Annotated in this window: 19 protein-coding genes and 1 tRNA gene; 14 read left to right on the forward strand and 6 right to left on the reverse strand. The window is 40.9% G+C overall.

Annotation, left to right across the window (positions count from 1 at the left end):
* The first annotated feature begins 9 nt into the window (after nucleotides 1-9).
* Complete coding sequence (locus FTV52_RS06040) at nucleotides 10-678, forward strand: methyltransferase (RefSeq protein WP_179990232.1); 669 nt, start codon at nucleotides 10-12, stop codon at nucleotides 676-678.
* Nucleotides 679-717: 39 nt separating this feature from the next.
* Here FTV52_RS06040 and FTV52_RS06045 read toward each other — a convergent pair whose 3' ends face one another.
* Together FTV52_RS06045 and FTV52_RS06050 are read right to left on the reverse strand one after the other, a co-directional pair.
* A complete protein-coding gene (locus FTV52_RS06045) occupies nucleotides 718-1152 on the reverse strand; it encodes a hypothetical protein (protein WP_179990255.1) in 435 nt (144 codons plus the stop codon).
* A 293-nt stretch (nucleotides 1153-1445) separates the two neighbouring features.
* Nucleotides 1446-3275: a phosphoenolpyruvate carboxykinase (GTP) gene (locus FTV52_RS06050; protein WP_004972137.1), complete on the reverse strand. Its 1830-nt coding sequence runs from the start codon at nucleotides 3273-3275 to the stop codon at nucleotides 1446-1448.
* 417 nt (nucleotides 3276-3692) lie between these two features.
* Between FTV52_RS06050 and FTV52_RS06055 the strand changes: the two genes are divergently transcribed.
* The 5 genes from FTV52_RS06055 to FTV52_RS06075 all read left to right on the forward strand — a co-directional run bounded on the left by FTV52_RS06055 (nucleotide 3693) and on the right by FTV52_RS06075 (nucleotide 8961).
* The gene (locus tag FTV52_RS06055) at nucleotides 3693-4631 is read left to right on the forward strand and encodes a diacylglycerol kinase family protein (RefSeq protein ID WP_179990234.1); all 939 of its coding nucleotides are present in this window, start codon (nucleotides 3693-3695) and stop codon (nucleotides 4629-4631) included.
* A complete protein-coding gene (locus FTV52_RS06060; RefSeq protein ID WP_179990236.1) occupies nucleotides 4612-5385 on the forward strand; it encodes a metallophosphoesterase in 774 nt (257 codons plus the stop codon). Before FTV52_RS06055 ends, FTV52_RS06060 begins: the two co-directional genes overlap by 20 nt.
* A 185-nt stretch (nucleotides 5386-5570) precedes the next feature.
* Nucleotides 5571-5861 (forward strand): co-chaperone GroES, encoded by a 291-nt coding sequence (gene groES, locus FTV52_RS06065; protein ID WP_004972131.1) that lies wholly within the window; start codon nucleotides 5571-5573, stop codon nucleotides 5859-5861.
* A 59-nt stretch (nucleotides 5862-5920) separates the two neighbouring features.
* Nucleotides 5921-7555, forward strand: coding sequence for a chaperonin GroEL (groL, locus tag FTV52_RS06070; RefSeq protein ID WP_179990238.1), 1635 nt, complete (start codon nucleotides 5921-5923; stop codon nucleotides 7553-7555).
* A gap of 254 nt (nucleotides 7556-7809) precedes the next feature.
* Nucleotides 7810-8961: a helix-turn-helix transcriptional regulator gene (locus FTV52_RS06075; protein WP_179990240.1), complete on the forward strand. Its 1152-nt coding sequence runs from the start codon at nucleotides 7810-7812 to the stop codon at nucleotides 8959-8961.
* A gap of 38 nt (nucleotides 8962-8999) precedes the next feature.
* Here the strand turns inward: FTV52_RS06075 and FTV52_RS06080 are convergent, their stop codons facing one another.
* Nucleotides 9000-10178, reverse strand: coding sequence for a hypothetical protein (locus FTV52_RS06080; protein WP_179990242.1), 1179 nt, complete (start codon nucleotides 10176-10178; stop codon nucleotides 9000-9002).
* A 281-nt stretch (nucleotides 10179-10459) separates the two neighbouring features.
* On the opposite strand from FTV52_RS06080, the gene FTV52_RS06085 reads away from it, so the two are divergent.
* The 3 genes from FTV52_RS06085 (at nucleotide 10460) to FTV52_RS06095 (ending at nucleotide 15799) form a co-directional block, all read left to right on the forward strand.
* The gene (locus FTV52_RS06085) at nucleotides 10460-13564 is read left to right on the forward strand and encodes a multidrug efflux RND transporter permease subunit (protein WP_179990244.1); all 3105 of its coding nucleotides are present in this window, start codon (nucleotides 10460-10462) and stop codon (nucleotides 13562-13564) included.
* A gap of 164 nt (nucleotides 13565-13728) precedes the next feature.
* A complete protein-coding gene (mgtE, locus tag FTV52_RS06090) occupies nucleotides 13729-15063 on the forward strand; it encodes a magnesium transporter (RefSeq protein ID WP_179990245.1) in 1335 nt (444 codons plus the stop codon).
* Nucleotides 15064-15208: 145 nt separating this feature from the next.
* Entirely contained in the window at nucleotides 15209-15799 is a 591-nt protein-coding gene (locus tag FTV52_RS06095; RefSeq protein ID WP_004972119.1) for a DUF4112 domain-containing protein, read from the forward strand.
* Nucleotides 15800-15910: 111 nt separating this feature from the next.
* Here the strand turns inward: FTV52_RS06095 and htpX are convergent, their stop codons facing one another.
* On the reverse strand, nucleotides 15911-16816 hold the full coding sequence (gene htpX, locus FTV52_RS06100; RefSeq protein ID WP_004972117.1) for a protease HtpX: 906 nt from the start codon (nucleotides 16814-16816) through the stop codon (nucleotides 15911-15913).
* Between the two features lie 188 nt (nucleotides 16817-17004).
* The gene (locus tag FTV52_RS06105) at nucleotides 17005-17892 is read right to left on the reverse strand and encodes a lytic transglycosylase domain-containing protein (protein WP_218950453.1); all 888 of its coding nucleotides are present in this window, start codon (nucleotides 17890-17892) and stop codon (nucleotides 17005-17007) included.
* Between the two features lie 556 nt (nucleotides 17893-18448).
* On the opposite strand from FTV52_RS06105, the gene ttcA reads away from it, so the two are divergent.
* Both ttcA and FTV52_RS06115 read left to right on the forward strand, forming a co-directional pair.
* On the forward strand, nucleotides 18449-19369 hold the full coding sequence (gene ttcA / locus FTV52_RS06110) for a tRNA 2-thiocytidine(32) synthetase TtcA (protein ID WP_104853169.1): 921 nt from the start codon (nucleotides 18449-18451) through the stop codon (nucleotides 19367-19369).
* Between the two features lie 248 nt (nucleotides 19370-19617).
* Complete coding sequence (locus tag FTV52_RS06115) at nucleotides 19618-20001, forward strand: SCP2 sterol-binding domain-containing protein (RefSeq protein WP_004972111.1); 384 nt, start codon at nucleotides 19618-19620, stop codon at nucleotides 19999-20001.
* A gap of 163 nt (nucleotides 20002-20164) precedes the next feature.
* On the opposite strand, the gene FTV52_RS06120 is transcribed toward FTV52_RS06115, so the two are convergent.
* Nucleotides 20165-21280 carry a transglycosylase SLT domain-containing protein gene (locus tag FTV52_RS06120; RefSeq protein WP_179990247.1) on the reverse strand — a complete coding sequence of 372 codons (1116 nt, stop codon included), beginning with the start codon at nucleotides 21278-21280 and terminating at the stop codon, nucleotides 20165-20167.
* A 363-nt stretch (nucleotides 21281-21643) separates the two neighbouring features.
* Here FTV52_RS06120 and greB point away from each other — a divergent pair, with 363 nt between their 5' ends.
* The 3 genes from greB (at nucleotide 21644) to FTV52_RS06135 (ending at nucleotide 22891) form a co-directional block, all read left to right on the forward strand.
* Entirely contained in the window at nucleotides 21644-22141 is a 498-nt protein-coding gene (greB, locus tag FTV52_RS06125) for a transcription elongation factor GreB (protein ID WP_104853171.1), read from the forward strand.
* Between the two features lie 86 nt (nucleotides 22142-22227).
* A tRNA-Ser gene (locus FTV52_RS06130) sits at nucleotides 22228-22317 on the forward strand.
* A 268-nt stretch (nucleotides 22318-22585) separates the two neighbouring features.
* Nucleotides 22586-22891, forward strand: coding sequence for a DUF4477 domain-containing protein (locus FTV52_RS06135; protein WP_179990249.1), 306 nt, complete (start codon nucleotides 22586-22588; stop codon nucleotides 22889-22891).
* The last annotated feature ends 105 nt before the right edge of the window (nucleotides 22892-22996 follow it).

The raw sequence follows: 22996 nt of genomic DNA on the forward strand, positions 1-22996 counted from the left end.
AAAAATCCAATGAGCTGTACCTTTCAATTTCCTAAAGCCCCTGAACATCTCTTAGATGCTTTGCATGATGTAATTCCAAATTGTGAATTACTGGCACAGCAATTGCCTGAAACGCCTATTTCACTTTGGCTTATTCCACCAGTATTTCCTACCGACAAGCTAGATGATGAAGTGATTCGTCGTATTTGGAATGATACGCCGTACTGGATTTTCTGTTGGGCTTCAGGACTTGCAATGGCGCAATGGTTATTGGCAGAACCGCAGCAAGTAAAAAATAAAGTCGTTTTAGACTTTGGTGCAGGTTCGGGCGTGGTGGCGATTGCTGCAAAAATGGCAGGTGCCAAACGGGTAATTTGTTGTGATATTGACCCCATTAGCCTTGCAGCCTGTCGAGCCAATGCTGAATTGAATGATGTAGCGCTTGAATATTTAGATGATCTATACAAAGCAGAACAAGTGGATATATTGCTGGCTGCCGATGTACTTTATGATCAATGCAATCGCTTCTTTTTAGATGAGTTCTTAAAGTTCGCCCCAGAAGTTTGGGTGGCAGACAGCCGAGTGAAAAACTTTAGTCATCCACAATATATAAAAATAGATGAACGCAGCGCGACCACATGGCCAGATTTGGATGAAGCCAAAGAGTTCCGTAATGTGAGTTTTTATAAGACGCGATAACTCATCACGTCTTATAGGAAGCTAGTTTTGTGGCGCGAATTAATTGCAGCTATAACGCACAATGCGCAGTGTGCTTGGGCGAGCATTTAAGGCCTGACGTGTAGCATAGTTTTCACTGCTATGTAGCTCAGGTGTGTTCGATAAGCCAATAGAGGTGCGGCTTTGCCCAAGTTGGCGACCATACGGGTCTTGTTGGTTGGCTGCAGGATTCACCACTTCATTAATACTTAAAATCCGCAATTGATAAGTTTTATGCGCACCAAGTTCTTTTTGGCAGGCACGCTGTAATTTACTTTCATCGCGCTGTTGGTTTTGACGTCCTGCAAGAGTGTAGGCTAATACTGCGTTGCGATCAGTTTTGCTTTCGACTTTATAGCCAATAAAACTATTCTCGTTTTGCTCAGGCAAACTTTGACAAGCGGATAAACCTAACCCAAGTCCCGTCATAGCCAAAATAATCATTGTATTCTTCATGGTTTTATTCATGATCATGTCTCATGTTTTGATGTCATTTCATTCTTGTTTTAAGTATGCCATAGCTGAGTGGACAAAGCATGGCTTTGTTGGTGATGTGGTAGGCTGTCTATATTGGGGGTGATAAGTGTGTTTTGATGATGTCATGTTTTTACCTTGAATCTTCGTATTATTTAGTATTTACACATCAGCGGGGGATGTTGAAGCTGGAATGTTGATGTTTTTAGCAACTAAAATATTAGGGCAATAAAAAAGGTCACCGAAGTGACCTTTTCTTAGCAATCAGCGTTGAATTACGCAGATTTAACCGCTTCAAGTAAAGCAGCTTGACGTGCTTTCAATGCAGCAGGTAGGCGCTCACCAAGTTTGTTGAATAACTCAGTGTGGCTTTCTAACTCTTTGATCCATTGTTCTTTGTCTTGCGCTGTTACAGTTTCAAATTGCTCTTTAGAGAAATCTAAACCAGTCCAGTTCAATTGCTCATACGTTGGAACAAAACCAATTGGAGTTTCAACAGCTTCTGCACGACCTTCGCAACGATCAATGATCCACTCAAGTACACGCATGTTTTGACCAAAACCAGGCCATACGAAGTTGCCTTCTGCATCACGACGGAACCAGTTTACGTTGTAGATACCTGGTAATTTGTTGCCTGCAGCTTTTGCTTTTTCGCCAACTTTCTCACCCATTTCTAACCAGTGAGAGAAGTAGTCTGCCATGTTGTAACCAGCAAATGGAAGCATTGCAAATGGGTCGCGGCGTACAATACCTTGTTGACCAACGGCTGCTGCAGTAGTTTCAGAACCCATAGTTGCAGCTTTATATACGCCATCTACCCAGTCAAATGCTTCTGAAATTAGAGGCACTGTGTCTGCACGACGACCACCGAAGATGAACGCTGAAATTGGAACACCTGCTGGATTTTCCCAGTCAGCATCAATAGAAGGACATTGACCCGCTGCAACAGTGAAGCGCGCATTTGGATGAGCTGCTTTTTCTGCGCCAGTATGTGGTTGACCTTTCCAGTTGGTTAAGTTTGCAGGAACTTCTTTAGATAGACCTTCCCACCATACTTCGCCGTTGTCAGTCACAGCAACGTTGGTATAAATCACGTCTTTGTGCAGAGTTGCCATACAGTTCGGGTTAGTCTTGGTGTTTGTACCAGGAGCAACACCGAAGAAACCAGCTTCAGGGTTAATTGCATATAAGCGACCATCTTCACCTGGTTTGATCCAAGCAATATCGTCACCTACAGTTTCAATTTTCCAGCCTTCATAACCTGCAGGTGGAATTAACATCGCAAAGTTGGTTTTACCACATGCAGAAGGGAATGCTGCTGCGATGTAGTGTTTTTCGCCTTGTGGGTTGGTCACGCCTAAAATAAGCATGTGTTCAGCTAACCAGCCTTGTTCACGACCCATTGCAGAAGCAATACGAAGCGCTAAGCATTTTTTACCCAATAATGCGTTACCGCCGTAACCAGAACCATATGACCAGATTTCACGAGTTTCTGGATAATGTACGATGTATTTTTCTTTGTTACATGGCCAAGCAACGTCTTTCTCGCCTTCAGCCAATGGTGCGCCCACAGTGTGTACGCAAGGAACAAATTCGCCATCTGTGCCCAATACGTCATAAACAGCTTTACCCATACGAGCCATTTTAGACATGCTGACAGCAACATAAGGAGAGTCAGTTAATTCAATACCGATGTGCGCAATGTGGCTACCTAATGGACCCATAGAGAATGGAACCACATACATGGTACGACCAGCCATTGAGCCGTCGAATAAACCGTTTAATTTAGCGCGCATTTCAGCTGGCGCTTCCCAGTTGTTTGTCGCACCAGCATCTTCTTTGTTTTCAGAGCAGATGTAAGTACGGTCTTCAACACGAGCAACGTCAGAAGGATCAGAATTTGCAAGGTACGAACCAGGGTGTTTTTCTTGGTTTAATGCTTGCATGGTGCCGTTAGCGATCATCAAGTCGATTAGACGTTGATATTCTTCTGCGCTACCGTCACACCATTCAATTTTTGCTGGTTTTGTTAACTTTGCAATTTCTTCAACCCATGCAATAAGCTTAGGGTGACGAACGAATTCTGGTGCGTTCACTTGGGTCATGGTGAGGCCTATCTTAAATGTGTACAAGTCGTGTACAAAGTACAATCTGAACGATGGGGTACATGGTTCAGATGAAATATGAAAAAAAAGTGGCTGTATTAAAGCACAAAAACATAAAAAAAATAAGACATAGGCTTGATTTAGCTTTATGTAAAAAATACCCATATAAATAATGAATAACATATATGAAACATGGGCTTACAACTTTTTTGTGTTCTATTTATCATTATTTAAAAAAAATATGGGCATTATTTATTTTAATTATTTTTAATTAAAACATATATTTATAGCTTAAATTTTATAAAGAATGATTATTGATTTAATGAATGGTCATCATTCGATTTTTACATAAAGCTGCTTTTCATTCTGCATCAATTGGTCGAAATTAGAGCAAAAGCTTTAAAATGATTGAAGAAAATGTCGACAACATTACAGCCTTTATCGCTTATTTATAATCAAAAATCTGGATTTCATGCCACACAGCAAGAAGGTGTCTATGAAGAGTTGCTGCATGTTTTGTCACAGCATGGTTTTGAAATCCAATTGTTTGAAATGGGCGATATCGCCAATTTTGATCAACTGATGCAACAGGTATTAGCACGGCATCAAGCAGCGCATTTAAGCGGTGTAGTGGTTGCAGCAGGTGGTGATGGTACTTTAAATGCAGTGGCGGCTAAACTGAAAGGCACTCACATTCCGATGGGTATTTTGCCTTTAGGCACGTTTAATTACGTGGCGCGTTTATTGAATATTCCACTGGATTTAATTGAAGCCGCACAGGTCATTGCCACAGGCACGACGCGAGCTGTGCATGTGGCACAAATCAATCAACACATCTATTTAAATAATGCCAGTTTGGGTTTATACCCTTTATTTATTCAAAAACGTGAGCGTTATAACCGTTATTTAGGACGCTTTCCTTTACATGCCTATACCTCGGCTTTAGATGTACTGCTGCGTGACCGTAAAGAATTAAAATTAGAAATAGAGGTCGATACAAAGCGCTATCCGCTGAAAACGCCGCTCATTTTCTTTGGGAATAATCAATTACAACTGTCTGAAATGAATTTACGTATTGCCAAAGCTGCTGCAGCAGGCAAAGTCGCAGGTGTTGCAGTGGCAAAGTCCGATAAATTGACTTTATTTAAAATTCTGTGGCAATTAATTCAGGGGAAGGCTGAGCAAGCCAATGATATGTACAGTTTTGCAGCAGAGCAGGTGGTCATTCATAGTAAACGCCAACAACTGACCGTGGCGCTTGATGGAGAAATTGTCAAAATGCGCCCACCACTGCGTATTTCTGTATTGAAAAATGCATTGAAGATTAAGGTGCCGCATGCTGCTGCATCTGTCTGATTTGCACTTTGGCACTGAAAATGTGGCTTGTATGCAGGCAGTACAACAACTGTGTGCAAGTATGCGACCGGAAGCGGTTGTGGTCAGTGGTGATTTAACCCAACGTGCACGCTATGCACAGTTTTATGCTTGTAAGCATTTTTTAGACAGTTTAGATGTGCCGTATTTGGTAGTACCAGGTAATCACGATATTCCACTGTATCATCTCTGGAAAAGGTTTTTGAGTCCATTCGCCCGTTATCAGTTGTTTTTTGGGCGCATGGAAAGTGTGTTGGAAACGCAACATTTTTATCTGATAGGCGTAAATAGTATTCGACGCCGTTTTCATACTCGCGGGCATATTTCTTTAAGTCAAATTCAGGAAGTTGAAGCTTTGCTACAAGTTGCGCCAAGTAATAAGTTTAAAATTTTGGTGGCGCATCAACCATTTTATACACCACCAGATGATCGCCACAGCATTAAAGATTGCCCAGTGTTGGGGCGAATTGCCTTAGAGCAGTGGAGTAAAAATGGTTTATATGCCTTGCTGCATGGGCATTTACATCAACCCGCAGTATATGACTTAAATCAAATTTATGCCTTAGGCGCAGCGCGTCCTGTGCTGGATATTCATGCGGGTACTGCAATTTCATATCGTTTGCATCAAGGTATGCCGAATAGCTTAAATGTATTGTGTAACAATGGTGATGTGCAGCATTACATTTTTGATGCTGAAAAAAAGCAATTTGTGTTGTGGCAACAAAATGCAGAATAAATCACCGATCTAGCCAACTTGTCTAAAAAAACAACAAAAATTGAAAAATTTTTAGCTTTTCCCCTTGAAGCGTTTTTTTCCATCCCCACAACTGTGTCATCTAAAATTTATTTTGATGATGACCAAAGGAATAATTAAGTCGTCATCAGGAATCTATACATTGACTTAGTCTAATGGAGTTATTTATGAGCAACATTCGTCCATTACATGACCGCGTAGTTATTCGTCGTGTTGAAGAAGAAACAAAAACAGCTGGCGGTATCTTGCTTCCAGGTTCTGCAGCAGAAAAACCAGCCCAAGGTGAAGTGATTGCAGTAGGTAATGGTCAAATTACAGACAATGGCGTACGCGCTTTAGACGTAAAAGTGGGCGACAAAGTCTTGTTTGGTACTTATGCAGGCACAACAGTTAAAGTAGACGGTGAAGAACTTCTAATTATGAAAGAGTCTGACATTTTAGCGGTACTTGAAGGCTAATTTCAGAACTCATATTCAAAGCAAATTTGAACATTATTTAAAAATATTTGGAGTTAGACATGTCAGCTAAAGACGTAAAATTTGGTGATTCAGCTCGCACAAAAATGATTGCAGGCGTGAACGTACTTGCAGATGCTGTGAAAGTAACTTTAGGCCCTAAAGGCCGTAACGTAGTGATTGACCGTTCTTTTGGTGCACCGCACATCACTAAAGACGGTGTATCTGTTGCGAAAGAAATCACCCTGAAAGACAAATTTGAAAACATGGGTGCGCAATTGGTTCGTGAAGTGTCGAGTAAAACCAATGACATCGCAGGTGACGGTACAACAACTGCAACAGTACTTGCACAAGCTATTTTAAATGAAGGGATCAAGTCAGTAACTGCGGGTATGAACCCAATGGATCTGAAACGCGGTATCGACCTTGCAGTAAAAACTGTTGTTGAAAACATTAAACAAACTGCAAAACCAGCTTCTGATTCTAAAGCGATTGAGCAAGTCGGTTCAATCTCTGCAAACTCTGACACCACTGTAGGTTCTCTGATTGCACAAGCGATGGAAAAAGTGGGCAAAGAAGGCGTAATCACTGTTGAAGAAGGTTCAGGCTTCGAAGATTCGCTTGATGTTGTAGAAGGTATGCAGTTTGACCGCGGTTATATCTCTCCATACTTTGCAAATAAACAAGATACGTTGACTGCTGAACTTGAAAACCCGTACATCCTATTGGTTGACAAGAAAATTAGCAATATCCGTGAATTGATTACTGTTTTGGAAGCTGTTGCGAAAACTGGTAAGCCTCTTCTTATCATCGCTGAAGATGTTGAAGGCGAAGCACTAGCAACTCTTGTTGTAAACAACATGCGCGGCATTATCAAAGTATGTGCTGTTAAAGCTCCTGGCTTCGGTGACCGTCGTAAAGCAATGCTTCAAGATATCGCGATCCTGACTGGCGGTACTGTGATTTCTGAAGAAATTGGTATGCAGTTAGATCAAACTTCACTTGAACACTTAGGTACTGCACATAAAGTAACGGTATCTAAAGAAAACACTGTGATTGTGGATGGTGCTGGTGATGCAAATCAGATTTCTGAGCGTGTTCAGCAAATCCGTGCGCAAATCGAAGAATCTACTTCTGAATATGACAAAGAAAAACTTCAAGAACGTGTTGCTAAATTAGCAGGCGGTGTAGCAGTCATCAAAATTGGTGCTGCAACTGAAGTTGAAATGAAAGAGAAGAAAGACCGTGTGGATGATGCGCTTCACGCAACTCGCGCTGCGGTTGAAGAAGGTGTTGTTGCAGGTGGTGGTGTTGCACTGGTGCGTGCTGCATCTGCACTTGATGGTCTGACTGGTGCTAACGATGACCAAAACGTAGGTATCAACATTCTTCGTCGTGCAATTGAAGCTCCGCTTCGTCAAATCGTAGCCAATGCTGGTGATGAGCCATCTGTAGTAATCAATGCTGTGAAGAACGGTGAAGGTAACTATGGTTATAACGCTGCGACTGGTGAATATGGCGACATGTTGGAAATGGGTATTCTTGACCCTGCAAAAGTAACTCGTTCTGCACTTGAGCATGCAGCGTCTGTTGCTGGCCTGATGTTAACAACAGAATGTATGATTACTGAAATTCCAGAAGACAAGCCAGCAATGCCAGATATGGGTGGCATGGGTGGTATGGGCGGTATGATGTAAACCTCAGCGTACCCAAACTTCAAAAACCTCGTATCGTCAGATACGGGGTTTTTTTATTGCGTGGTTTTTATAATTCAGAGTTTGCACACATGAAAAAGCAAAACTGCCTAGCCATTTTCATTTATTAAATGCGTGATATGTATTTAAACTGCTTTTTTTTGTGAATAAAACCCACTATGCTACTTGGAATAATAAGAAAAACAAATGATTAAATAAGTGTAATGCAGATTGGAGTAGGCATAAAGGGGATAAAAATGGATAACCGAGAACACGAAATTATAGGCAGTATTTATGATGCCGCTGTAGATGTGAATTTATGGCCGCAAGTAATTGAAAAAATTGTTCAATATACAGACAGTAAAACCGCCATTTTTACTGCCTTAGATCAATTTAGTCCAAGTTACGATTTTTTATTTAGTCACAATATTCCAGATGAAGCTTTGCATGCCTATCGTGATGAGCGGATTCGCGTGATTGACATGCAGTTACACAGAGTATTGTGGGAAAATTTAGGTGTGGGGCAAGTAGCGAGCTCAGATTTATCGCATTATGGGGAAAACCCTGAAAGTGATGAATATATCTTTTATGAACGCTGTTTGAATCCGACGGGAATTAGTTATATCTCGGCTGTTTTGCTCGATCAGGGTTCACATCGCTGGGCGGTTTTGGGACTACACCGTGCGCCAGATGTAGCGCCGTATCAACAAAAAGAATTGGATTTTTTAAAGCATTTGGGTGTGCATTTACGCCGTGCTTTACAAATCCATCGTCAGTTTAGTTTGGTTAAACAAGAAAATTTAAGTTTGTATAGCGTGCTCGATCATTTAAAAACAGGTGTAATTTTGCTTGATCATCAGCTGAGTTTGACTTATTCAAACCCTTTAGCTCAAAGCATGCTGGAACACGATTCATGTTTAGATTTGGACTTGTATAATCGTTTAAAAACCCATGCTTATGATCAAAGTCGTTTAGATCAATTATTACATTCAGCGTTGTTGGGACAGTCGGCATTAAACGCAGATGTAGGCGGTGTATTGTCTTTGTCAGATGCGAAAGGACAACAATTAATGCTGACTATCGTACCTTGTTCTAAATTAAAAAATATGCAGCATCAAAATGCAGGACAACATCAAATTGCGGTATTTCTGACCGATAAGCATCAGCACTATGCCTTGTCAAAAGCCTATTTGCAGCAAGCTTATCAATTGTCTAAACGTGAGTTTGAGCTGTGTGAGTTGTTGTTGAATGGTTGTAAGTTAGAAGAAATCGCGGAACATTGTGGAGTTACGCTCAGTTCGGTGCGCACTTATTTTAAAAATATTTATGAAAAAACCCAATGCAAATCGCAAATTGAACTTATGCATTTATTAATGGGTTGTACCATTCATTTTGAGCATATTGGTTAAAGCTGCCTAAGTCTAGCTTAGACAGCTTATAAGAGTTTTTAGTTACTGCGTTGTAGGGTAACAGAGGGTTCGCCTTCTGTGCCTATGGTCAGACTTGTGCCTGAAATAGTATAGTTTACAATTGATTTGGAATTGTCAAAGCTATCATGGAATCCACCACATTCATTGGTGTCATATAAGACTTCTGTTGGTGTAAGCGTATTTGCTGTAATGGATAACTTACCATATTCAATTCCAGCCCAACCGCAATCGTCACCACCTTCTCCATCTAGGAAGAAGTAGTAATTATTGTTAAAGAAAGCAAAGAGTTGAGTTTCTGAGAACTTCCAAGTGCCGACTAAACCAGATGATTGTTTTACACGTGTCAGTTTATATGTACTATTTGCACCAGGTTCATGCAGAATTAAATAAGTGCCATCCGAGCTTAGAGTGTAGGGTTTACCATCACTAGCATGAGACAGACCTGCTGTACCATTTGTATCGTGAGTAATAGTTGGCTCAAAGCTGTTGTTTAAAGGGTTCCATAGAAGCGAGCCTAATTCAATCCCTGCTTGACTTTCAGCATCTTTTGGAGAAGCTTGTCCGAGTATATAATTACCATTCGTTAATATGTGTATCACTACTACACTATTATTTTCATGCAATTGCCATGTGCCTGCGATATCTTTATAAAAAACTTGTTGTTGTTTAATAACGATTTCATCAGGGCTTACTAAGACTTGATCATTTAAGAGGTTAGTTTCTGAAATTTGAGTAGAGAAATTCTCAAAGGGTTGATCGAAAGTAATGCTAGGAATATTTTTTAACTTCTCAAGTATTTCATCACTAATTTGCACTCCATTAGTATTAGGATCTGAATCTAAAGCATCAATAAAGCTGAGTAGATTCTTTTGGGCAGTTTCATCTGTGAATAAATCTGCAGGAGAAATATTATCCTGAGCTGTAACTAGTCCACCAATTTGTACACCACTAATACTGAATTGAACTTTATCTCCAGATTGGTATTTAAAAGTTTTATTCTCTTCTGTAAGTGTGCCACTTATACCAGAACTGGTTTCATAGCTTACATTATCGACAGAACTATTTAAAAAAGTACCGTAATTCTCAGTGGTTTGATTTGATGGCGGTGGATTCGGATTGCTATCAGAATCATTGTCGGAACCGCCACATGCACTGAGTAAGCCTGCTAAAGTTAAGCATAATAAAGTTTTTTTCATCATGAATTCCTTGTTATTCAAATTGTGATGTCTGCAGTATAGAAATCAGATGAGTTTAGGTGCTATCCCAAAATTGGGAGGGTATACACAAAAATCTGTGAGAAAAAATGAAGACCAATCAACATTTTTGTGTCAAAAGCACATTTTTTAATATGTAGTCACAGAAGTTGTATTGAGCTGTGTTAATTTGAACTACGGTTTAAAAAGTTTTGTTGCATGCAAAAACTTGATGATTCCGCGATTTGAAATTCAACACTGCCACCTAAAAGTGACCCTGTTTTATGCTGTCTAAATTTTTTATTGAACGTCCGATTTTCGCTGGTGTGCTCGCAATTATTGTGATGGCACTGGGGATTTTTTCAGTATTAAATTTACCTGTAGAACGCTACCCAGACATTGCACCACCTCGTATCACCGTCAGCGCAACGTATACAGGAGCTTCGGCAGAAACTGTTGAAGAAAGCGTCACACAGGTTTTGGAACAGCAAATTAAAGGCTTAGATCACTTACTGTATTTCAGTTCTAGCAGTGATTCTTCAGGACGAAGTCGCATCAGCATTAGCTTTGAAAATGGTACCAACCCCGATACCGCACAAGTCCAGGTACAAAATGCGATTAATGGCGCAATTAACCGCTTACCTGAAGATGTGCAGCGTCAGGGGGTAAATGTCTTTAAATCATTGGGTGATACCCACATGGTCATTGGGCTGTACGATGCCACAGGCAAAAGCAGCAATATTGCATTGTCTGACTATATGATGAGTCATTTAGAGCAAGAGTTGGCACGCATTGAAGGTGTGGGTGAGGTCGATGTTTTTGGTGCGCAATATGCAATGCGGATTTGGCTGAATCCGATAAAGTTAAAACAATATGTGCTGATGCCAAGTGATGTACGTGCTGCGGTATTGGCACAAAATACTCAAGTTGCAGCAGGGGCAATTGGTGAATTACCCACAGCACAAGAACAATATCTCAATGCCAAAGTCACCTCAGGTTCACGCTTAAAAACGGTAGAAGAATTTGAAAATATTATTTTAAAAGCAGATCAGGCAGGTGGCTTTGTTTATTTAAAAGATGTGGCACGTATTGAACTTGGTGCAGAAAATTATCAAAGCTTTAATACCATTAATGGTTTTCCATCGGCAGGGATGGGGATTTCATTATCTTCTGGTGCCAATGCGTTACAAACTTCAGCCTTAATTCAAAAACAAATTGAGCATTTAAAACAACAATTGCCCGAAGGTTACCAAATTGTCTATCCACGCGATAACACACCTTTCGTGCAGGAATCAATTAAAGAAGTGGTGAAAACTTTAATTGAAGCGGTAATTTTAGTCGTCATTGTGATGTTCTTGTTTTTACAAAACTGGCGCGCGACGCTCATTCCTACCGTAACCGTGCCTGTAGTGATTTTAGGCACCATGGCCGTGTTGCAACTCTTTGGGATGAGTATTAACACGCTGACCTTATTCGCTTTGGTCTTAGCCATTGGTTTATTGGTGGATGATGCGATTGTCGTGGTGGAAAACGTCGAGCGTTTAATGCACGAACAGCAGCTCTCGGCTAAACAGGCATCTATCGCATCTATGCAGGAAATTAGCGGTGCTTTGGTCGGCATTACCTTGGTTTTGACCGCAGTATTTATTCCAATGGCATTTTTTGGTGGTTCGACTGGAGTAATTTATCGCCAGTTTTCTATCACCTTAGTCACTGCGATGGTGCTGTCTTTAGGTGTGGCCTTAATTTTAACGCCTGCTTTGTGTGCCTTGATTTTAAAACCCAATCCACAACCAGCCCAATGGGCCATCTGGTTTAATCAAAAACTGGAAAGCTTAAAACAACACTATCTCAAATTATCAGGCTGGACGATTCAGCATAAAGCGGTGTGTCTGGTTATTTTTGCAGGCTTACTGACGGTTTTTGCTTTGTTTTACCGTGCCCTACCTACCAGTTTTATCCCGAATGAAGATCAGGGCATGTTGTCGGTGCAATTTAAATTACAGGAAGGTGCGCCGTTGTCTAAAAGTCGTGAAGTGGGCGAAAGCATACGCGAATACTTTATGCAGCATGAAGCCCACAATGTTGATTTGGTGATGATTCGTTATGGACGTAATTTTTCGGGAACAGGGCAGAATTTAGGTCAGGGTTTTATTGCGCTAAAACATTGGGATGAGCGTCAAGGGCAGCAACATACTGCACAAGCCATTCGTGAACGTGCCATGCAGCATTTTCGACAGCACCCCAATGCACAAATTACCATTGGTATGCCCGCGGCAGTCCGTGGTTTGGGACAAACCGATGGCTTAGAGTTTTGGATGCGAGATGTGAATGGTACAGGACGTGATTTTTTAACCCAGCAATTTCAAAATTTGCAGCAGCAAGCCACTCAATATCAAAGCTTTAAGAATTTAGATCAACGTGCTAATCCGGAAAAAGCAGAGCTAAACGTCACGATTGATCAGAAACAGGCGATGGCAGCAGGTTTAAATCAAACGGCGATTAACAGTACCTTAGCGGCAGCTTGGGGCGGCAGTTATATCAACGATTTTATTGACCGTGGTCGAATTAAACGCGTAATTATGCAGGGTGATGCCGAATTTCGTGGTAAACCTGAAGATTTGAACCAATGGTCGGTACGCAGTCAGCAAAATCAAATGGTACCTTTTAGCCAGTTTGCTCAACTCAGTTGGAGCGGTGGGCCTGAAGTGGTCAATCGTTTTATGGGGTATAGCGCCGTGCAAATGGAAGCCGATACTGCTGAAGGATATAGCTCAGGGCAGGCGATGCGTGATTTAGAACAGATGGTGGCACAGCAGCAGGGCATTGACTTGGCATGGAGTGGGTTGTCTTTTGAAGAAAATCAGTCCAGCAATCAGGCTTTGTTACTGTATTTGGTTTCCATCGGGTTTATTTTCTTATGCCTTGCTGCCTTGTATGAAAGTTGGAGTATTCCAACAGCCGTGATGAGTGCCATTCCTTTAGGAATTGGTGGAAATATTATTTTCAGCTATTTGGCAGGTTTCCCGAACGACATTTATTTCCAAATTGCCTTGCTTACCACCATTGGTTTGTCATGTAAAAATGCCATTTTAATTGTGGAGTTTGCTTCGGCTGCGCAGCAACAAGGCAAACAGGTGATTCAAGCCGCTTTAGAAGGTGCAAGCTTACGGCTCAGACCTATTTTAATGACCTCATTGGCATTTGGTGCAGGTATTTTGCCGCTAGTATTTGCCTTTGGTGCAGGTGCAGCAAGCCGTCAGGAAATTGGGGTGAGTGTTTTAGGTGGAGTTATTTTTGGCACAATTTTAGTGCTTGTTTTTATTCCGTTTATGTATGTGCTGGTTCGTTCTATATTTCAAGTGAATCGTTCATCACCCATAAACTAAAGATGTTTTTTATTAGGCACTTAGCAAAATTATAGGCTATGATATGAAACGCTAAAAATCTTGTATAAATCTACAGATTTTCGGGTTTTTAAGGGTTGGTTTGGGCTGAGAAACTTTGCCCATTCTTCATTTTACGTTTTGGAATGATGGAGTGGGTGAGATTAATGACCAATCTGCACGCTGAACAGTTAGAACAAGCCTTGCAATTACATCAGTCAAGTACAGTGCGCAGCTTGATCGATGGTATCAACCCTGCCGATTTAGCCGACTTAATGCAGCACTTGAGTCTGAAAGCACAGCTGAGTTTAATTGAACAAATTGACAGTGCTGCCTTGGTGATGGAGTTTTTACCACTGCATTCGCAACATCAAATTGCAGAGGCGATGGCACCGCAGCAATTGGTCAAACTGATTTCAGCCATGCATTCAGATGACCGCACCGACTTATTTAAGTTACTTTCTCCGCATTTACAGCGTTTTGTCAGCTTACACATTACGGAAGAAAAACGCGCACAGATTCAGACTTTAGCGCGATATCCTGAAGAATCTGCGGGCGCGATTATGAGTTCGGATTTCGTGGTGCTCTCACCAGAACTGAACATGCAGCAAGCCATAGATGAATTGCGCAGAATGACCACAGATCGGGAAACTTTGTACCTGATTTATATTGTCGATGAACTGATGAAACTATTGGGGGTGATTTCTTTAAGAGAAATAATTCAAAACCCGCCTGAACAGAAAATTAAAAATGTGATGCGCACAGATTTAGTCACTGGTTTAGTGACAGAAGATCAGGAAAGTATTGCGCAAAAACTCAGCCATTATGATTTTTTGGCCTTACCGATTGTAGATGATGCACAGCATTTACTGGGGATTGTCACCTATGATGATGCGATGGACGTGGTACAGGCAGAAACTACAGAAGACTTTTTAAAATCCAGTGCGGTAGCGTCTTCACCTGGCATGAGTATAAAAACTGCGCCAATTTTATTTTTATATCGCAAACGTGTGTTTTGGTTGGTGATTTTGGTATTTGGCAGTTTATTGTCTGGAATTGGCATTGCGCATTATGAAGACATTATTGCAGCACATATTGTACTGGTTTTTTTCTTGCCGCTTTTGGTCGGTAGTGGTGGTAATGCGGGTTCTCAGTCTGCGACCTTAATGGTACGGGCACTGGCTACAGGTGATGTGCAATTTAAAGATTGGCTGCATTTACTCGGACGTGAAAGTTTGGTGGCGCTATGTTTGGGTGGAACTATGGCTTTTGCGGTTTCAATTTTAGGCTATTACCGTGGCGATATGATGGTGTCTGTGGTATTGGCACTGAGTATGCTGGGCATTGTGCTGATGGGCTGTTTAATTGGCATGAGTTTGCCTTTTATTTTGCATCGCCTGAAACTAGACCCTGCCAGTGCCTCTGCGCCTTTGGTAACCTCGATTTGTGATGCAACGGGCGTGGTGGTGTACTTATTTATTGCTTCACAGTTGTTACTTTAAACACTGTCGGTGATGATGACTTATTCAAGACCTCATCTTAAACTTTTTGCATTGATCAAAATTCTGTTTATAAAATCATAACAGACCTGAGTAAAAAACTGCTTTATTCTCAAGTAGATTGCATTTACCCAACGATACGTTTTCTATGCCAGAACCTGCATCTTCAAAAAAACTTAGCCAGCAAGAGGTGATTCGCTTAGAGCGCGATTTAGCCAAGTTTGCCAATATGATGGATTCTGTGGTGCGTATTCCATTTACCAAGCAGGGCGTGGGAGCAGATGCCGCATTAGGCACTGTACCTGTCGCGGGGGATGTCGCAGGTTTTGCACTGACCTGTTATGCGATTTATAAAGCCAAACAAATTGGTGTACCACAAACCAAACTCACTCCCGTGATTAAACTTGCTGTGATGGATGCAGTAGTTGGTTTTGTGCCAATTGTCGGCACAGTATTTGATGTATTTATTCGTCCAAGCCGTAAAGCTTTAGATGTAGTGCATACGCATATCCGTGAAGAATATCAGATTCACAGTGAGCATCATGTGGTACATCCTTTTTTACATGAGCGATTGGAACGTAAACAGCAGCAGTCAGCATTTTGGCGTAATCCTGTAGTGGCATGGCTGTGGCTACATTTGCCTGATTTGCTTGGTGTGATTTTTCTTATTTTCTTTATTTGGGCAGCATGGCTCGGTGCAAGTTGGTTGTGGCACTGGTCACAAAGTTTTGCTGTTTAAATGAACCTGTTTAAAGTACAAAACCATCTGGCAGATCTAATTTACAGACATGAAAAAAGCTTCCCTGAGGAAGCTTTTTGGTGTCGCTGTTACAATATCTTGCTAGCAGTATTAAGGTAAATTTAATTGCTGTAAAGCTGCAACACGTTGTTCAATGCTTGGGTGAGTTTGGAATAACGCTGCCAAGCTAAAACCTTCTTCTTTACCTGCAGAAATCGCAAAAGCTTTCATTTCTTTTGGCATTGCATCTGGCATTTCAGATTCTGCTTGTAAGCGTAATAATGCAGAAATCATGGCTTGTTTACCTGCCAAACGTGCACCTGCTTCATCGGCACGGTATTCACGTTGACGCGAGAACCACATCACGATTGAAGAGGCCAAAATACCAAATACGATATCCAGTACAATGGTAATTGCAAAATAAGCCAAGCCTGGTGCTTCGCCATCTTCACGACCAAATACGTTACGGTCAATGAAGTCACCTGCAACACGGGCAAAGAACATGACGAATGCGTTGACCACACCTTGAATCAGTGCCAAGGTCACCATGTCACCATTGGCAACGTGACCAATTTCGTGTGCCAAAACTGCACGTAATTCATCTTTGTTCATACGCTCAAGCAGCCCTGTAGATACAGCCACTAAAGCATCGTTTTTATTCCAACCTGTTGCAAAAGCATTCGATTGGTAAGAAGGGAAAATACCCACTTCTGGCATTTTGATACCAGCACGCTGCGACAACTGCGCAACTTCATTTAATAACCACGCTTCAGCTTGGTTACGAGGGGCATTCGGGTCAATTAATTCAGTCCCAGTTGTTTTTTTCGCCATCCATTTAGACATGAATAGTGAAATTAAAGAGCCAACCATACCAAAGACAAAACAGATGACCAACAGGTTGCCTAGGTTTAAGCCACCCGCGCCATGGTAACTACCGACACCGAAGAGTGACAAAATTATGCCAGCTACAACCAGTACCGCGAGGTTGGTTAGCAAGAACAAACCAATCCGCATCATTGAGTAAATCCTCTTATATTAAAAATGTAATCTGATTTATTAATAAACCATGCCGTAAATATGCGGTGTATGTATTAAAAATTCAAGAAAAATAATAAAACTGTACTAAAAATATTTTGAGCTGATACTGCAATCGGCACTTCATTTGAGCTTGCGGCAACGCAAGCTCAAATGAAGTGCTGTAGCTTTTATTCTGAAATAAAAATACGTGCCGAAGCCGTGGCATTCCCTGTCGCGTAAGAACCTGCAGGTGCATCGGTAAAGCGACCATCGGCAGCCATAATAATTTGACGTTGTGGGCGTTTGTTTGCCGCCACTTGATGACTACTGGCAGTGTAACTCTCTGACTGCGCAATCACTTGAGCATTTTGACTCTGAGTATTGCTATTGTTATTTGCCGTAATCGCATTGTTATTAGCACTTGCACTAACACCGTTGGCATACAGGTTGCTATAACGACTGGTCACACGACGTACATAGTCCTGAGTTTCACGAAAAGGTGGTACACCGCCGTATTTTGCAATATTGCCTTCGCCCGCGTTATAACCCGCCAAAGCTAAAGTGGTGTTGCCATTAAAGCGTTTGAGTAACCAAGCCAAGTATTTTGCACCCGCCATAATGTTTTCATGCGGGTCATAAGCGTTGCTGACATTAAAACGTCGTGCTGTCGCAGGCATGAGCTGCATTAGACCTTGTGCACCGACAGGCGAGCGGGCGTTGACATTAAAACCTGATTCGGTATGCATCACTGCTTTAATTAGACCTTCTGAAACACCGTGTTGTTGTGCTGCTTGCTGAATAATGTGGTCAAAGGCGTTTTTATTGCGGCTATAACTTGGCAATACCGACGCTTCGGAATTGCCCCAGTTGCGATAACTGTGAATATTGCTGTCTGGATAATATGTGACTTTTACTTTTGTCAGTGAACGATCTGCACTTTTGCGGTTAGTCAGCAAGGTACTGCCATTGCTGTCCTTATACATATAAATTTGACCTGCGTGCGTTGTCGTTGCCAAAGGCATGATGCTGGCAGTCCCCAAAATATACAGTAAAAAGGCATTAATTTTATTGTTCATGCTGTGAATACACTAAAAGCTGTCCCCAAACAGTTATGAGGAGTTTAACAAAAATCTCACAGATGAAAAGGCTTTGTACAAATTCATTTACAGTAGTGTCGAAAAAAATCAAGCTTAATTGCTGACAGAGTAATCAAAAAAAATATTTATTTTTTTTTAATTGGATCAGCTTGACACACTTAAGTGTATGATTTTAAATTAAAATAAAATCGATCAAAAAGTAATCAATTTAAAGAGAAGCCTTAGAATAACGGCAAGAGGCGTTGTCAAGTTGTTTTAAATCCACAAAGTTATCCACAGCTTTTGTGGAAAACTGTGGAAAAGTCCAAAAGATAAGCATCTTGGCGAAAAAGTGAACCTGAGGGTTCAAACTTGCCGCAGAAAAAACGATCTGCGCAGACAAAAATAAAGTGTGCAAACAGAAATGAACGCGCAGTCAGAAATTAAGTTCTCTGACGAAAAGGAAGATTGCGATGAAATTACATTCTTTTGATGCGGGATTGGTCTGAATCGGCTAAAATTGCGCGGTAATTTTTTTCATGGGTTAATCGCGTCTATGTTCTCACCAGTTGAGTCCGATCAAGGCTTTAATTTCAAACCAGAACTTCCAACCAGCTCTGCGTATTATCGTTTGTTGAAAAAGCTGCGTCGCCAAGTCGGGCATGCGATTCGTGACTTCAACATGATTGAAGATGGCGATAAAGTCATGGTGTGTATTTCTGGTGGTAAAGACAGTTATACCTTGCTGGACATTATGTTGCAGTTCAAGCGCATCGCACCCATCAATTTTGATGTGGTGGCTGTGAACTTAGACCAAAAGCAACCGGGCTTCCCTGAAGATGTATTGCCGCGTTATTTAGAAGAAAATAACATCCCATATTACATATTAGAAAAAGACACCTATAGCATCACCAAGCGTTTAACGCCTGAAGGTAAAACTTACTGTGCAGTGTGTTCGCGTTTGCGTCGTGGTTCTTTGTATGGCTTTGCGCAGGAAATAGGGGCAACCAAAGTGGCGCTTGGGCATCACCGTGATGATATTTTGGCGACTTTTTTCTTAAACTTGTTCCATGGCGGTAGCTTAAAAGCCATGCCACCGAAGTTGTTGTCATCAGACAAGAAAAATATGCTGATTCGTCCACTGGCTTATGTGGAAGAAAAAGACATCATTAAATATGCAGAAATGCGTAAATTCCCAATTATTCCGTGTAACTTGTGTGGTTCACAGGAAAACTTACAGCGTGCCATTATTAACGACATGTTACGTGAGTGGGATAAAGCACATCCTAAGCGTTTGCACAGTATTTTTGGCGCATTACAGAATGTATCGCCATCGCAGTTGGCAGACCGTGAATTATTCGACTTTGAAGCGTTAGACAGCCAGCGCGTATTTGATTTTGCCGATCAGGCCGAACAAAACGCAGCAGAGCAAAACAAACGCATCAATATGGTCAATTTAGGCTACGCTGCAGACTAAGCGATAACAGCCTGTCAATCCCTTTAAAATGTAATCAACACCAAGCCAGAGCTTGGTGTTTTTTTATGAATTTGATTTATTTGAGAAAGTCGTCATTTCGACTAAAAATACAAAAACTGAACGTCCCGTACAAAATTTCTTAGCCTTTCACGAAAGGTTCATGCTATAACAATCAGCAAGCAAAACAGCTTAATAATGATGGTGTCTGGATAGACAACACACATGCACAAATATATTGAGGAAAAATCATGCCTGCTTTTTTAACTGATGATTGGTTTGCAACTGTAGAAAATCTAACGGCTCAAGCTGGTGATTTAAACCTACCTCCAGCACTTGCAAATCTGGCAATTAACTTAGTGGTGACTGATGCTGCAGGCAACACAGAATTGTCTTTAGATGGCGGTAAAATCCAAAAAGGTTTGGCGGACAACGCCAAAACAACATTAAATATGGATGCGGAAACTTTACGTAAAGTATTCCTAGAGTTTGACATGGCGGCTGCTATGCAAGCCTTTATGACAGGTAAAATCAAAGTACAGGGCGATATGTCACAATTAATGGCATTACAAACTGCAAAACCAAGCCAAGAACAAAAAGACTTATTTAAGAAGATTCTTGAGCAATCTGCTTAATTCAAGCGATTTACGCTGTAGCAGGCGAATTTCCCGCTATAGTACAAAAAAGCCTAGCTGAAGTATCAACTAGGCTTTTTTATGCACTGCAGCTTTAACAGCGCATTATTCATGTTTGAATTGCAGCTGATAAACACTGCAATTCAATTATGCTAGGCAAGTTTTAGATATTCACCAACTGCGGTGTGGTCTTAATATGCTCAAGGTAAGCGCGAATACGAGTCACGTATTGCACTGCTTGACGATAACGACCATTGCTGGCTTTGTTACTGTCTAAATACGCATACAGGTTCACCCAATTGTTCGGGTTTTTGCCTTGTGAGCGAATACGCTTCTGAATTTGACTGACTGCACCAGGACCCATGTTATAAGCGACAAGGGCATACCAGTTACGATCAGGAAACGGAATATGTTCGTAACGGCTGAGCATTTGGTCATAATACTTGGCACCGCCCTGAATACTCTGCGCAGGGTCGGTACGGTTGCTTACGCCCATCGCTTTGGCTGTATTATTGGTCAGCATCATAATACCGCGCACACCTGTTGGCGAAACCGAGTTGGGTTTGAGGTAAGATTCCTGATAACCAATTGCCGCCAAAAGATGCCAGTCTAAATCGTACTGCGTGGCAGTCTTTTTAAAGTTGGCCTTATATAAAGGTAAACGATTACGCAAATCCCGCTGGATCACATCCCACGATTCTTGTTTGACCACATTACGATTATAAAATGAAGCCAATTGGGTAATTGAGCCGTTTTGCTTGCCACGACAAACAAAGTTGCTTGCGGTTTGGCTAAGAGGATCATCTGCGTGTTTAAACACCCAGTTCAGCTCACTAATTAAACCATTACGCTTTAAAGTATTTAAATCGCCACAACTGGCAGAAAATGCCGTGAGTTGCTGCTTTTCGATGCTTTGGATACTCGACGTGGTCATGGCAAAGTTCGCTTTACCAGAAGACACCCATTTTAAAGCGGTCGCATTGTCGCTTACCGTTTTAAATTCGAGTTTCACATTCATGCTGTCGGCATAGTTACGCACAAGGTCATAACCAAAGCCATGTAAATGTTGTCCATCTTTAAACACTGTGGTTGGATTTTCCACAGACACAACGGTCAATTTGTTCTGATTGACGACGCTGTCAAATTGATGAACGGCTTTGCCTGCGTTAATACTGTGGAATGGGAGAAGAACAGTACTGAAAGCGAGGACTTTGAATGGGAGGCGATTAAAAAATGAGTGAAGGCTAAGCCTAGACCCAGACGTTGAACTACTGTGCATGTTGGCTCCGCTACAAGTAATTTATGCCCTAAAAAGCAAAGGCAACACACCTTAAACTTTTTCAAGTTTGATAAATTCAATAAGGGTTGGGCAGTCATGACGTCATTCAAAATGACTTGGGATTAAAGGGAAAATGTGTAAAATTTATACACAGGTTAAAAAGTGATCAAAACTAAAAGATGTGCGAATAATAAAGATGAAAATTTTGGATGTCAAATTTTGTACATAAATTTTTTGAAAAATGTAACATAAGATATTCATTTCATTGAGAAATAAATTTTATAAATTTTTATTGTGTATAAAAATGCAATAAAATATAGGATTGATGTTAACCAAATGTAAAAAACCGGCTGCAAAAACACCATGAAATCTAACTTAATTACACGTTCTGGACACGATAAACTCGTGGCTGAGTTACAGCATTTGTGGCATGAAGAACGCCCTGAAATCACCAAAAAAGTAAACTGGGCGGCAAGTCTCGGCGATCGCTCTGAAAATGCTGATTACCAATATAACAAACAGCTTTTGCGTAAAATTGACCGTCGGGTACGTTATTTGGGCAAGCGTTTGGAAGAGTTGCGCATTGTCGATTTTGCACCTGAACAAGAGGGTAAAGTATATTTTGGGGCATGGGTCGAAATTGAAAATGAACAAGGCGAGCTAAAGACCTTGAGAATTGTGGGCGTGGATGAAATTTATGATCATCATCCACAACATATTTCGATTGATTCACCTATGGCTCGGGCTTTGTTGTCTAAACAGGTGGATGATGAGGTGGAAGTGCAGACACCGCTGGGCAAAAAGAGCTGGTTTATTAATTCGATACGCTATGAAAAGCCTGAAATTGCAGAAAATGACTGATTTTTGATTTTATTTTGAACATTTGGATCATAATTTTTAGAAACTATTTGCCAAGCTGAATTTTTCTTTATATGATAGCCGCCATTGGAAGCGTGGCAGAGCGGTTTAATGCACCGGTCTTGAAAACCGACGAGGGTGTGAGTCCTCCGTGAGTTCGAATCTCACCGCTTCCGCCAAATTTAAAAAGACCCTTGATTTTCAAGGGTCTTTTTTTTGAGCTAAAGTTTTCTAGTTTTAATTACTATAATATGAGCTTGACTTTCCCAATAATTATAATATTTGTGTAGATAATTTTGATTAGGTCTAAAAAAGACTAGGTTTTTGTTAGAATCTCAACTTGGAAAATTAATGATTTTTAGATTGATAATTAATCAATAAGCGAACTTTAAAATGGTATAGATATATGAAATACAATAAAATAATAAAAAACATTTATTTTTACTTATGACCTTCTCAAAAAAAGATGTAACTCGCGCAGGCGAAGCTTTAATTAATGATAGTTTATTAGATGACCACCAATTGCTAGAACGTACTATGCAAATACTAACATATTGGAGAGATAGTCATATTCAGCCTTTGAATGAAGCACACAATTTATTAAATCGCTTTATCTATCGAATTGATAAGAAAGCATTTACTGCTAAAAGATTAAAACGATTTGAGTCAATTAAGAAAAAACTTAAACGTTTTGATGGCATGCAACTCAAAAATATGCAGGATATAGGTGGAGAGGTGGTCCCACTTGTTTGAACAACTAAAAGCGTATTTATAAGTGATATTCCGCTCTAGTTAAGCCACCTTGTTTTGTTGGGGTAGCTGATCATAGTAAAACTCATTTGGTGTCATTTTGTCTAG

It is taken from the genome of Acinetobacter sp. YH1901141, from assembly GCF_013416935.1.
GTDB lineage: Bacteria > Pseudomonadota > Gammaproteobacteria > Pseudomonadales > Moraxellaceae > Acinetobacter > Acinetobacter towneri.

Coding starts and splice junctions, on each gene's coding strand:
- FTV52_RS06040 (WP_179990232.1), top strand. CDS start 10: ATGAGCTGTACCTTTCAATTTCCTAAAGCCCCTGAACATCTCTTAGAT.
- FTV52_RS06045 (WP_179990255.1), bottom strand. CDS start 1,152: ATGAAGAATACAATGATTATTTTGGCTATGACGGGACTTGGGTTAGGT.
- FTV52_RS06050 (WP_004972137.1), bottom strand. CDS start 3,275: ATGACCCAAGTGAACGCACCAGAATTCGTTCGTCACCCTAAGCTTATT.
- FTV52_RS06055 (WP_179990234.1), top strand. CDS start 3,693: ATGTCGACAACATTACAGCCTTTATCGCTTATTTATAATCAAAAATCT.
- FTV52_RS06060 (WP_179990236.1), top strand. CDS start 4,612: ATGCTGCTGCATCTGTCTGATTTGCACTTTGGCACTGAAAATGTGGCT.
- groES (WP_004972131.1), top strand. CDS start 5,571: ATGAGCAACATTCGTCCATTACATGACCGCGTAGTTATTCGTCGTGTT.
- groL (WP_179990238.1), top strand. CDS start 5,921: ATGTCAGCTAAAGACGTAAAATTTGGTGATTCAGCTCGCACAAAAATG.
- FTV52_RS06075 (WP_179990240.1), top strand. CDS start 7,810: ATGGATAACCGAGAACACGAAATTATAGGCAGTATTTATGATGCCGCT.
- FTV52_RS06080 (WP_179990242.1), bottom strand. CDS start 10,178: ATGAAAAAAACTTTATTATGCTTAACTTTAGCAGGCTTACTCAGTGCA.
- FTV52_RS06085 (WP_179990244.1), top strand. CDS start 10,460: ATGCTGTCTAAATTTTTTATTGAACGTCCGATTTTCGCTGGTGTGCTC.
- mgtE (WP_179990245.1), top strand. CDS start 13,729: ATGACCAATCTGCACGCTGAACAGTTAGAACAAGCCTTGCAATTACAT.
- FTV52_RS06095 (WP_004972119.1), top strand. CDS start 15,209: ATGCCAGAACCTGCATCTTCAAAAAAACTTAGCCAGCAAGAGGTGATT.
- htpX (WP_004972117.1), bottom strand. CDS start 16,816: ATGATGCGGATTGGTTTGTTCTTGCTAACCAACCTCGCGGTACTGGTT.
- FTV52_RS06105 (WP_218950453.1), bottom strand. CDS start 17,892: ATGAACAATAAAATTAATGCCTTTTTACTGTATATTTTGGGGACTGCC.
- ttcA (WP_104853169.1), top strand. CDS start 18,449: ATGTTCTCACCAGTTGAGTCCGATCAAGGCTTTAATTTCAAACCAGAA.
- FTV52_RS06115 (WP_004972111.1), top strand. CDS start 19,618: ATGCCTGCTTTTTTAACTGATGATTGGTTTGCAACTGTAGAAAATCTA.
- FTV52_RS06120 (WP_179990247.1), bottom strand. CDS start 21,280: ATGCACAGTAGTTCAACGTCTGGGTCTAGGCTTAGCCTTCACTCATTT.
- greB (WP_104853171.1), top strand. CDS start 21,644: ATGAAATCTAACTTAATTACACGTTCTGGACACGATAAACTCGTGGCT.
- FTV52_RS06135 (WP_179990249.1), top strand. CDS start 22,586: ATGACCTTCTCAAAAAAAGATGTAACTCGCGCAGGCGAAGCTTTAATT.